Source organism: Catellatospora sp. NPDC049609 (assembly GCF_040675365.1).
Taxonomy (GTDB): domain Bacteria; phylum Actinomycetota; class Actinomycetes; order Mycobacteriales; family Micromonosporaceae; genus Catellatospora.
In genome coordinates this window covers 19,571-30,210 of sequence record NZ_JBFAOU010000095.1, presented here as the reverse complement: position 1 = coordinate 30,210, position 10,640 = coordinate 19,571, and the positions used below count along the sequence as shown (strand labels likewise).

The 10,640-nt window shown below is 73.5% G+C and carries 13 protein-coding genes; 7 read left to right on the top strand and 6 right to left on the bottom strand.

Annotated elements, in window-relative coordinates; all coding sequences use genetic code 11:
• Positions 1 to 99: 99 nt before the first annotated feature.
• Positions 100 to 678, bottom strand: coding sequence for a TIGR03086 family metal-binding protein (locus AB0J67_RS24295; protein ID WP_363485730.1), 579 nt, complete (start codon positions 676 to 678; stop codon positions 100 to 102).
• A gap of 106 nt (positions 679 to 784) precedes the next feature.
• On the opposite strand from AB0J67_RS24295, the gene AB0J67_RS24290 reads away from it, so the two are divergent.
• A complete protein-coding gene (locus AB0J67_RS24290) occupies positions 785 to 1,390 on the top strand; it encodes a hypothetical protein (RefSeq protein ID WP_363485729.1) in 606 nt (201 codons plus the stop codon).
• Positions 1,391 to 1,432: 42 nt separating this feature from the next.
• On the top strand, positions 1,433 to 2,053 hold the full coding sequence (locus AB0J67_RS24285) for an SGNH/GDSL hydrolase family protein (protein ID WP_363485728.1): 621 nt from the start codon (positions 1,433 to 1,435) through the stop codon (positions 2,051 to 2,053).
• 48 nt (positions 2,054 to 2,101) lie between these two features.
• Here the strand turns inward: AB0J67_RS24285 and AB0J67_RS24280 are convergent, their stop codons facing one another.
• A complete protein-coding gene (locus tag AB0J67_RS24280) occupies positions 2,102 to 3,439 on the bottom strand; it encodes a HAMP domain-containing sensor histidine kinase (protein ID WP_363485727.1) in 1,338 nt (445 codons plus the stop codon).
• Positions 3,436 to 4,092, bottom strand: a complete 657-nt coding sequence (locus tag AB0J67_RS24275; RefSeq protein ID WP_363485726.1) for a response regulator transcription factor — start codon at positions 4,090 to 4,092, stop codon at positions 3,436 to 3,438. Before AB0J67_RS24275 ends, AB0J67_RS24280 begins: the two co-directional genes overlap by 4 nt.
• 121 nt (positions 4,093 to 4,213) lie before the next feature.
• Here AB0J67_RS24275 and AB0J67_RS24270 point away from each other — a divergent pair, with 121 nt between their 5' ends.
• The 4 genes from AB0J67_RS24270 (at position 4,214) to AB0J67_RS24255 (ending at position 7,277) form a co-directional block, all read left to right on the top strand.
• A complete protein-coding gene (locus AB0J67_RS24270) occupies positions 4,214 to 4,774 on the top strand; it encodes a hypothetical protein (RefSeq protein ID WP_363485725.1) in 561 nt (186 codons plus the stop codon).
• A 167-nt stretch (positions 4,775 to 4,941) separates the two neighbouring features.
• Complete coding sequence (locus tag AB0J67_RS24265) at positions 4,942 to 5,625, top strand: glycine zipper family protein (RefSeq protein ID WP_363485724.1); 684 nt, start codon at positions 4,942 to 4,944, stop codon at positions 5,623 to 5,625.
• Between the two features lie 32 nt (positions 5,626 to 5,657).
• Entirely contained in the window at positions 5,658 to 6,674 is a 1,017-nt protein-coding gene (locus tag AB0J67_RS24260; RefSeq protein WP_363485723.1) for an aldo/keto reductase, read from the top strand.
• 12 nt (positions 6,675 to 6,686) lie between these two features.
• Positions 6,687 to 7,277: a TetR family transcriptional regulator gene (locus AB0J67_RS24255; protein WP_363485722.1), complete on the top strand. Its 591-nt coding sequence runs from the start codon at positions 6,687 to 6,689 to the stop codon at positions 7,275 to 7,277.
• Here the strand turns inward: AB0J67_RS24255 and AB0J67_RS24250 are convergent, their stop codons facing one another.
• Positions 7,278 to 7,937: a 50S ribosomal protein L11 methyltransferase gene (locus tag AB0J67_RS24250; RefSeq protein WP_363485721.1), complete on the bottom strand. Its 660-nt coding sequence runs from the start codon at positions 7,935 to 7,937 to the stop codon at positions 7,278 to 7,280.
• Positions 7,938 to 8,006: 69 nt separating this feature from the next.
• A complete protein-coding gene (locus AB0J67_RS24245; RefSeq protein ID WP_363485720.1) occupies positions 8,007 to 8,606 on the bottom strand; it encodes a hypothetical protein in 600 nt (199 codons plus the stop codon).
• A gap of 176 nt (positions 8,607 to 8,782) precedes the next feature.
• Between AB0J67_RS24245 and AB0J67_RS24240 the strand changes: the two genes are divergently transcribed.
• A complete protein-coding gene (locus tag AB0J67_RS24240) occupies positions 8,783 to 9,886 on the top strand; it encodes a hypothetical protein (protein WP_363485719.1) in 1,104 nt (367 codons plus the stop codon).
• A gap of 58 nt (positions 9,887 to 9,944) precedes the next feature.
• Here AB0J67_RS24240 and AB0J67_RS24235 read toward each other — a convergent pair whose 3' ends face one another.
• Complete coding sequence (locus AB0J67_RS24235) at positions 9,945 to 10,442, bottom strand: hypothetical protein (RefSeq protein ID WP_363485718.1); 498 nt, start codon at positions 10,440 to 10,442, stop codon at positions 9,945 to 9,947.
• Positions 10,443 to 10,640: the final 198 nt, after the last annotated feature.

Sequence of the window (10,640 nt, the reverse complement as noted above, 5' to 3'; positions counted from 1 at the left end):
CACTGGAGCCGACAAATCCCGCTAACGACATCAACTTCGAGTCAAGGAACCTCGGAGTCAGACCCGAGCGGTGAGACCATCACCATCTTCACTGGAACCTCAGTCCGGCGCCCAGCCGGGGTCGCGGCCGAACGCGGCCAGCAGGCGGTCCTGCGCGTCGGCGCCGTCGGGCAGGTCGACGCGGGGGCCGATGATCCCGGCGCCGCGGTAGGCCTGCTCCTCGGCGGTGAACCAGTCCGCGACGACCTTCACCGCCGCCGGGTCCAGCGTCGGATCCACCCCGATCGCCACGGCCAGGTCCCAGGCGTGGATGAGGTGGTCGGCGGTGAGCTGGTACGCGTACTCGCTGCCGGGAGCGTCGCCGAAGGACAGATGCACGACGCGGTCCATCGCGCCGGGTGCGGTGACCGCGGCGCGGGCCTCGCGGGCGGCGTCGGCGGCGGCCGCGGCCGGGTCGTCGCCGAGCAGGTCGCCGGAGAAGCGGTCGCCGACGTCGGCGATCCTCGCTCCGGCGAACATGGGCACCGTCCACCGGTCCTCGCCGACCAGATGGTTGACCAGCGCCCGGACGTCCCAGTCGGGGCACGGCGTGGCCTCCGCCCACTGCTGCGGGCTCACCTGCGCGACTCGCTCGGTGAACTCGGCCAGACTCGCCCGGTAACCGTTGAGCAGATCCATGGCATCCACCTCGTCAAGCAGTATATGCAGCGGATACGCGCCGACTTCCGGCTTCGCCGACCCGGGCCGGGCACCGGGACGTACCGTCGTGGGGAGGGGGTCCGCCATGTTCGTTCAGGTGATCCGCGGCCGGGCGACCGACCCCGCCGCACTGCACGAAGCCCTGGAAGTCTGGGTACGCGACCTGTCGCCGGACGCCGAGGGCTGGCTGGGCAGCACCGGCGGCGTCACCGCCGACGGCCGGGCGATGCTGCTGGCCCGGTTCGACTCGCCGGAGGCCGCCCGGCGCAACAGCGAGCGGCCCGAGCAGGACGCCTGGTGGCGCGAGACGTCGCAGCTGGTGACCGACCCGGTCTTCGCCGACGGCAAGCAGGTGCGCACCTATCTGGGCGCGGGCTCCGACGACGCCGGGTTCGTGCAGGTCGCCCACGGCACCACCACCGACCCGGGCCGCCTGCTGGACACCGTCGAGCGCCTGTCGACGAACCTGCGGATCTTCCGGCCGGAGCTGATCGGCGGGACGGTCGTGCTGCACCACGACCACACGTTCACCGAGGCGGTCTACTTCACCACGCTGGAGCAGGCCCGCGAGGGTGAGCAGCTGCGGCTGCCGCCGGAGCTGCAGGGCGCGATCGACCGTATGACGGAGTACACCTCCTATGTGGCCTACTACGACCTCACCGATCCCTGGCTGTACTCGCCCAAGACGTGAGCGGGGATCGCGGCGCGGCGGCCCGGCCCGTAGCATGGCCCGGTGATCTTCGAACAGGGGCAGCGCGTCGTCTTCATCGGCGACAGCATCACCGACTGCGGCCGCCGCGACCACGCCGCGCCGTACGGCAACGGGTACATGAGCCTGGTGCAGGCGTTCGTCACCGCCGCGCATCCCGAGCTCGGCCTGACCTGGGTGAACCGCGGCATCAGCGGCGACACCGTGCGCGACCTGGCCGCCCGCTGGGAGACCGACGTCATCGAGCAGCGCCCCGACTGGCTCAGCGTGAAGATCGGCATCAACGACGTGTGGCGCTTCTTCCAGGACCGCGCCGACCAGGCCGTGCCGATCGGGGAGTACGAGGCCACCCTGCGCACCCTGCTCGCCGACGCGGTCAAGCGCACCGGCTGCAGGCTCATCCTCGCCGACCCGTACCTGATCGAGTCCGACCGCGACGATCCGCAGTACACCATGACCGCCGCGTACGCCGACGTGGTCAAGGCACTCGCGGCGGAGTTCGGCGCGCGTCACGTGCCCGTGCAGGCGGCCTTCGACCGGGCCCTGACCACGACCACCCCGGCGGACTGGGCCCACGACCGCATCCACCCGAACCTCGCCGGGCACGCCGTCATCGCCCGCGCCTTCCTCGCCGTCATCGGCTGACCCCGGAAGGCCGGGCGCCGGTCGGCGCCCCCGGCCGGGCGAGGTCGGTCACCGGCCGCCGCCTGCCTGCGCGGGAACAAGGTGCGCGCTGTCGCCGTCGCCGGCCTCGTCCGCGGCGCGCGGCAGGGTGACCGTCACGACCAGACCGCCGCCCTCACGGGCCTGTGCCCGCGCGTCGCCGTCGTGCGCGCGGGCCACCGCGCGCACGACGGACAGCCCGAGCCCCGCGCCGGGCACGGCGGCCATCCGGTCCGCGCCGTGCCGATGGAACGGCTCGAACAGCCGGGGCGCCTCGTAACCGGGGATCACCGGTCCGGTGTTGGCCACCTGCAGCACCACGGTGCCGTCCGGGCCGGGGCCGCACGTGACCCGCACCCAGCCGCCCTCGGCCGCGTTGTGCCTGATCCCGTTGTCGACCAGGTTCTGCACCAGGCGCTCCAGCAGCGCCGGGTTGCCGTCGACGGGCGCCTCGTCCGCCGCCGCGTCGACCCGCACCGGGCCGGCGGCGGTCTGCCCGGTGACGTGCTCGACGATGTCGGCCAGGTCGACGTACGCCCGCCCGGACGGCTCCCGCTCGGCGCGCGCCAGCACCAGCAGCCCGTCGAGCAACCGCTCCTGGCGCGCGTTCGTCTCCAGCAGGGTCCCGGCGAGCAGGCGCAGCTCCGGGCCGCCCTCGCCCCGGTGCAGCGCCACCTCCAGCAGCGAGCGGTTCACCGTCAGCGGCGTACGCAGCTCGTGCGAGGCGTTGGCGATGAAGTGCCGCTGCCCGTCGAAGGCCCGGTCGAGGCGGGCCAGCATCACGTCGAACGTGTCGGCGAGCTCCTTCACCTCGTCGGCCGGCCCGGTCAGCGCGATCCGTTCGTGCAGGCCGCGGTCGGCGGCGGGGGCGTCGGCGATGCGGCGCGCGGTCTCGGTGACCCGGTGCAGCGGTTGCAGCATCCTGCCCGCGAGCAGCCAGCCCAGCGCCACGGCGACGGCGCCGACCACGGCCAGCGCGATGCCGCCCTGGGCCAGCAGCGCGTCCAGGGCGTCGTTCCAGGTGTCCTCGGCGGTCTGGTGGATCAGCAGGCTCGCCTCCTGGTGCAGCGGCTGCTCCCCCTCGGGCGGCACCCCGCCGGGCACGTCCGGCATGGGGCCGCCGCCCGGCGGCGGGGTCGCCTGCCCGGCGGTCGGCTGCGCAGCTCCCGGCTGCGCACCGCCCGGCGAGGCAGTGCCGTGGGCCGGTCCGCCGACGGTCGTGGTCGGGCCGGAGACGGTGTGCCCGACCTGGCCGGGGGGCCGCTGCGCGACCAGAGCGTACGTCACCGCCAGCAGCAGGACGCCGGCCAGCAGGAACAGCCCGCCGTAGACGAGGGTGAGGCGGGCGCGGATGGTCAGCCGGTTCACGGGATCCGGTACCCCACACCCGGCTCGGTCAGGATCACCGGCGGGTCGCCGAGCTTGCGCCGCAGCTTGAGCACGGCCATCCGGATGGCGTGGGTGAACGGGTCGGCGTGCTCGTCCCACGCCTTCTCCAGCAGCTGCTCGGCGGAGACGGCGGCCCCGTCGGCGCGCAGCAGCTCGGCCAGCACGGCGAACTCCTTGCGCGACAGCGGCACGTAGCGCCCGTCGCGGTACACCTCCCGGCGGTGCGGGTCGAGCCGGATGCCCGCCCGCTGCAGCACGGGCGGCGCGGCCGGGCGGGCGCGCCGGCCCAGCGCGACGACCCGCGCCGCGAGCTCCGCGAACGCGAACGGCTTGGGCAGGTAGTCGTCGGCGCCCAGGGCCAGCCCGGCGACCCGGTCGTCGACGTCCGCGGCGGCGGTGAGCATCAGCACCCGCGCGTCGGCGCCGCCCGCGGCCAGGCTGCGGCACACGTCGTCGCCGTGCACGACGGGCAGGTCGCGGTCCAGCACGACGACGTCGTAGTCGTTGACGCCGAGGCGGTCCAGCGCCGCGCCGCCGTCGTGCACCACGTCCACCGCGTGCGCGTCGCCGCGCAGCCACCGGGCGACCGCGTCGGCCACCAGGGGTTCGTCCTCGACCACCAGGATCCGCATCGGGCAAGGGTGCCATGCGGCCGTGTTTCCGCAGCGTCATCGTCGGCGGTGACGGCCGGGAGACGGGCCGGGCGCTCTACTGCTGTCCGCGGCCGGACCACGGCCGCGGAAGGAGACGATCATGCGAATCAGGTCGGGCGTCCTGCTCGGGGCGCTGCTGGCGGCGGCCCTGGCGGGCTGCGCCCAGGGAGCCGAGGAGCCGCAGGTGGCCACCGTGGCGGGGGCGAGCGGCGCACCCGGCGCGAGCACCCCGCCGGCGCAGACGAGCGAGCGGGAGCAGGCGCTGCGGTTCAGCCAGTGCATCCGGGACAACGGCGTGCCGGACTTCCCCGACCCGCAGTTCCACGAGGGCGGCGGGGTCAACCTCAGCGCCCCGCAGGGCACCGGCAAGGAGAAGCTCGAAGCCGCCATGCGGACATGCCGGCGGTACGCCCCCGGCGGCGGCGAGAAGCAGAAGCTCGACCCGGCCCGCGTGGAGCAGCTGCGCAGACTGGCCCAGTGCATGCGTGACAACGGCGTGCGCAACTTCCCCGACCCCACCGACGAGGGCATCCAGGCCGACGGCAACCAGCCCGGCATGAGCCCCGACGACCCCACCTTCAAGGCCGCCATGGCGCAGTGCGACAAGCACGCCCCCGCCCCGCCTGGCGAGGGCCCCGTCACCAACACCTCCGGCCGCTGAAGATCATCCGACTTGCCAGGCACATGGGCGAAAGCGGGCCCAAGATACGCCCGGTTGCCTGGCAAGTCGGATGATCAAGGGGCGGGTGGGTGGCCGGGGGTGGTTAGTCTGCGTGCATAGGGGCGTGGCTGAGTGGGGCGCTGTCGGCGCTGATCCAGGTCGCGGCGGTGGGCGCCGCGGCAGGGTGGGTGCTGGGGCCGGCCGGGGCGCTCGTCGGGGGAGCGGTCGCGGCGGTCGCGGCGGTGCCGTACGGATGGGCGGTCGGCCGGGTGCGGGCGTATCAGCCCACCGCCCACGGGGTGGGGCTGTTCGCCGTCGACCACAGCTGGAGCCTGGTCAACACGTGCGCCGGGGCGGTCTTCCTGACCGCCAACCTGGCTCGCGGGCACCGGCTGGACCCGTCCGCCTGCCGCCATCGCGGCCGGGTCAACCTGCGCGAGCAGGCCATCCGGGGGTACGCGACCACGGTCGGCAACGTCGTCGCGGGCGCCACCGCCGCGTGCGAGCGGCACGAGGACGTGCACGTGCGCCAGGCGCGCCTGTTCGGGCCGCTCTACCTGCCGCTGATCGCGGCGAACTACGCGCTGTTCACCGTGCTGCCGGTGTGGTGGCTCTACCACGACCATGCCGGATACCCGATCACCGGGCCGCGCCGGTACCTCGACCGCGGGGTGTACCTGCACGTCTGGCACGAGGCCTGGGCATACCGCCGGGACGTGCGCGACCGGCACGGTCCGGGCACGGCGATCCCGCGGGCGGGCCGGCGTGCCCGCCGCGATCCCCGCAGGCGCTGGTCCTGGCGCGTCGGCAACACGCGTGACCGCGATCACGGAGCAACTGACAAAACTTGAAATCTGTCATCTGTCATGTCACGCTCGGGGGCATGACAGAACGTTTCCCGACCCCGGCTTCTCGCACCCTCGGCGCCACCGGACCCCGCGTGTCCGCACTGGGCCTGGGCCTGATGGGCATGTCCGACCTGTACGGCCCCGCCGACGCGGCCGAAAGCGTGGCCACCGTCCACGAGGCGCTCGACGCGGGCGTCACCCTGCTCGACACCGGCGACTTCTACGGCATGGGCCGCAACGAGCTGCTGCTGCGCGACGCGCTCCGGGGCCGCGCCCGGGAGAACGCCGTGATCAGCGTCAAGTTCGGCGCGTTGCGCGACGCCGACGGCGGCTGGAACGGGGTGGACACCCGCCCGGTCGCGATCCGCAACTTCCTCGCGTACACGCTCAACCGCCTGGGCACCGACTACGTCGACATCTACCGGCCCGCCCGGCTCGACCCGAACGTCCCGATCGAGGAGACCGTCGGCGCGCTCGCCGACCTGGTCAAGGCGGGCCACATCCGGCACATCGGCCTGTCCGAGGTCGGCGCGGACACGCTGCGCCGCGCCGCGGCCGTGCACCCCATCGCCGACCTGCAGATCGAGTACTCGCTGATCTCACGCGGCATCGAGGCGGACATCCTGCCCACCGCCCGCGAGCTCGGCATCGGCGTCACCGCGTACGGCGTGCTCTCCCGCGGCCTGCTGTCCGGCCACTGGTCGCGGGAGCGCGGCACCGGCACCGGCGACTTCCGCGCGCACCTGCCCCGGTTCACCGGCGACAACCTGGACCGCAACCTGGCCCTGGTCGAGGCGCTGCGGGGGGTCGGGCAGGACCGGGGCGCCAGCGTCGCGCAGATCGCCGTCGCCTGGGCCCTGTCCCGCGGCGACGACATCGTGCCGCTGGTCGGCGCGCGCACCCGGGCGCGGCTCGCCGAGTCGCTGGGCGCGCTGGATGTCGTGCTGACCGAGGCCGACCTGTCCCGGATCGAGGCCGCGGTGCCCGCCGGAGCGGCCTACGGTGACCGTTATGACCCGCACTCCATGTCGGCGCTCGACAGCGAGAGGTAAGGTCTGCCTCTGATGGCAGATGCTCCTCTCACCCCGGACCGGATCCTGGAAGCGGCGGAGGAGGCCCTCCGCCGCTACGGGCCGGCGAAGGCCAACGTCGTCGATGTCGCGCGGGCGCTGAACGTCAGCCACGGCAGCGTCTACCGGCATTTCCCCAGCAAGGCCGCGCTGCGCAACGCGGTCGTCGAGCGCTGGCTGGCCCGGCTGTCCGCGCCGCTCGGCGAGATCGCGGCCGAGCGCGGCCCGGCCGAGGAGCGGCTGCGCCGCTGGCTGGACGCGCTGAGCGACTCCAAGCAGCGCATGGCACGCGACGAGCCCGAGCTGTTCGCCACCTACTACCAGCTCGCGCTGGAGGCCGACGGGGTGGTCGCGGGGCACGTCAGCGCCCTGTCGGCCCAGCTCGGCGAGATCATCGCCGACGGGGTGGGCCGCGGCGAGTTCACCGTGGGCGACCCGTTCCGGATGGGCCGGGCGGTCTTCGACGCCACCGGCCGGTTCCACAACCCGGCGTATCTGGCCGAGTGGAGCGACCCCGACATCAAGAGCGCGTTCGAGGGCGTCTGGCTGCTGATCCGCAACGGCCTCGGCGTACCCGGGAAATGATCACGGCTGCGCGGGGCCGCGCAGCTCCCACACCCGGGTGTGCTTGACCATGACGCTCTCCAGCGCCATCGTCGTCGGCACGTCGTAGGCGGCCAGCTCGCGGAACAGCCGGTGCGGCAGGAACGCCCGGTCGGGGTCGCCGACCAGCACCCGCGCCCCGTTCTTCGCCGCCCGGCGCAGGAAGCCGGTCATCCGGTCGGCCATGGCCTGGCTGTAGAACACGTCACCGGCCAGCACCACCTCGGCGCCGTCGGCCTCGCCGTCCAGGATGTCGGCGCGGTCCACGGACACCGTCGCGCCGTTGGCGCTCGCGTTCAGGCCGATCGCCGCCGCCGAGAACGGGTCGATGTCCACCGCCCGCACCGACGCCGCGCCGGTCAGCGCGGCCGCGACCGCGACCAGGCCGGAGCCGGACGCGAGGTCCAGCACCCGCTTGCCGGCCGTGGTCTCCGGGTGGTCCAGCACGTAGCGCGCCAGTGCCTGGCCGCCCGCCCAGGCGAACGCCCAGAACGGCGGCGGCTGCTCGCTGCGGTACTCGCCCTCGGTCAGCTCCCACAGCCCGATCGGCTCGTCGGCCTGGTGCAGCCGGATCTCCGGGAGGAAGGCCAGCGGAGCCAGCGCGGCGTACGAGCGGACGAAGTCTGCTGCGGTGTCGGTCACCCGTGAAGTGTGCCGCCTGCCCGCTCACCCCGCCCGCACCGGGCCCGGTGACGGTGGCCACCTCCCGTTCTAGAGCGGGACCGGCGCGCCGCCCGGCTCGACGGTGATCGGGATGCGCAGCCCGTACCGCTCCGGTAGGGCGGCCTGCGCCTTCTCGACCTCCTCGACGCCGACCGTGATGCCGGAACCGTCGTGCTTCGGCCCGACCAGGTGCACGGCGATGCCGCGCTCCTTCCAGTACCCCATGTCGGCGACGATCCGCTGCGTCAGCTCCAGCAGCTCGGCGTGGCTGAACGCGGCGTCGCGCAGGTAGATGCACTCGCCCTTGGCGACCTGCTCGGCGTAGGCGTCCAGCTCCGCCGACGGCCGCCGGTAGAGGACGGCGTACCCGTGCTCGGGCACCACCTCGACCCCGGCGTACACGTCGCGGAACCGGCCCTCGCCCGACTGCGCCAGGGCGGTCAGCGCCTCGCCCAGCACGGCGCTCTCGCCGTACATGGTGGCTCCGGCGGTCTCGATCGGGCTGGGGGTGGGCCGGTCCGCGCCGCAGCCGCTGGTGCCCGGGCCGTCCAGGGTGGGCGCGCCGGCGCCGGCCGAGCCGCCGCAGCCGGCCAGCACGACTCCGAGCAGCAGCAGGGTGGCCGTCCGGCCCGGTTGACGAGTCCTCATGACAGTGAAGACGTGCGATCCGCGTCCCCGGTTGCGTACGGACCGGGCCACCCCGTGCGGAACGCGGTCCACTGCCGTGGGCCGACCTCGACGGGCCCGCCCACTGGATGACCGGCGGTGGCGCGGCTGGTGGCGGGCCAGGTTGCGTGAGGGCGGGTTGACGCGTTTATACCGATATGACCCGAATGGTGATCGTCCTGGCCGCGGTGCTCGTCGCGGCCGTCGTGGCACTGTCCGCGCCGGAGCCGGACGCCGGACCGTGGCCGGACGCGCTGCCCTGGCAGGACGGCCGCCCTACAGCCGCGGGGGCCGTCGCGCCGGACGCCGCCACATCGGATGCCGCAGCGCCGGACGCGGCCACGCCGGATGCCGCCGCGCACGGGGCGCGGGCGGGCGCACCGGTCGCGCCGTTCGCGGCCCCCGCCGGACTGCCGGTCGCCATCCACACCGCCGACCTGCCCGCCAACGAGGCCTCGGGGCTGGTGGCCAGCCGGAAGTTCCCCGGTGTCTTCTACTGGCTGCGCGACGGGGGCGGTGCCACCACCCGGCGTCCGCGCGCCGCGCTGTGGACCATCAGGCTCGGCGGCGACGCGCACGCGCTGCCGGTGCGCCGCGGCGAGAACTTCCCGTTCGCGCAGGTCTTCGCCGCGCCGAACGGCGACTGGGAGGACGTCGTGATGGACGACGACGACAACCTCTGGATCGGCGACATCGGCGCCAACGACTGCGTGACCGAGCAGTACCTCTACCGCACGCTGGAGCCGGAGCCGGACACCGACGACCCGTTCGTGGTGACCGCGAAGTGGCCGGTGTCCTTCCCCGACCCCGCGCCGGGCTGCCGCACCCGCAACGCCGAGGCGATGCTCTGGCTGGACGGGGAGCTGTACCTGTTCGCCAAGACCGCGAACTCGCCGGTGTACCGGGCGGTGTTCCCGGCCGAGCGCGGCGACGACGTGGTGCTGGAGCCGGTGGCCGAGTTCGACGCCGCGGTGAACAAGATCTCGGTCAGCACGGTCTCCACCGACCGCACCCGGCTGACCGTCGCCGGTCACGCGCGGTACTGGGTGTTCGAGGCCGATCCGGCGCTGCGCGGCGACGCGTACCTCAAGCAGGCGCTGGCGGGAAAGCCGGTGCACACGGGGACGTTCGCGTCACGGGCGGGCAACGCCTCGGTGGAGGGCGGCAGCTACGTGCCGGGCACCCACGATCTGCTGTTCGTCGCGGAGAACAAGGAGATGTTCCTGGTGCCCGACGCGCCGTCGGCGGCCGCGGCGCGGTGAGGCGGGACCGCCGTCCGCGCCATGGGAGGACGGCGCGGACGGTGGTGCGGGTCGTGCGTCAGCAGCCGCCGCAGTTGTAGAACAGGATGTCCCAGTGGTTGCCCTCGTCGGTGTAGAGGTTTCCGGCACCGGAGCGGTACTGGTAGCCCCACCCGGAGATGTAGCCGAGGTACGTGAAGTTGTTCTTGATGTAGTTGCCGACGCAGGTGTACTTGCTGATGTCGAGCTTGTAGCCGTTCCAGTGGCTGTACGTGCCGCCGGCGTGGCCGGTCTCGGTGCCCGCGGTGATGTTGATGGCGCAGCCGCTGGCGCTCTTCAGCGTCTTGATGCCGTTGATGGTGACCTGGCGGACGTTGGTGAACGAGGTGCAGGTCGGGTTGTTGCGGTCACTGCAGCCGCCGCTGGACGACCAGGTGATGCCGGCCGCGCGCAGCTGCGAGGTGGCCTGCGCGTGGGTCAGGAACGTCGCGGCGTGCGCCGGGGACGCGAAGGCCAGCACGAACGCCGTCACGGCGCCGGCCAGCACGGTGAGCGTGCGGGGTACGAAGCGGGACATGGGGGGTCTCCTGGGGTGTCGGAGTTAATTGCCGTCGCTGCGCAGCGATAGGAAAGATTCCTACCACACATAGAAGTGTGACGCTAGACGCTCAAGTGTCACTGCCTCGTCACCGTAGTGTGTGGACGGCCGACATGGGGGACCCCTCACCTAGCACCCTAGGACGCTGATAGGGACGGTGCCGCGCCGCACCGTCCC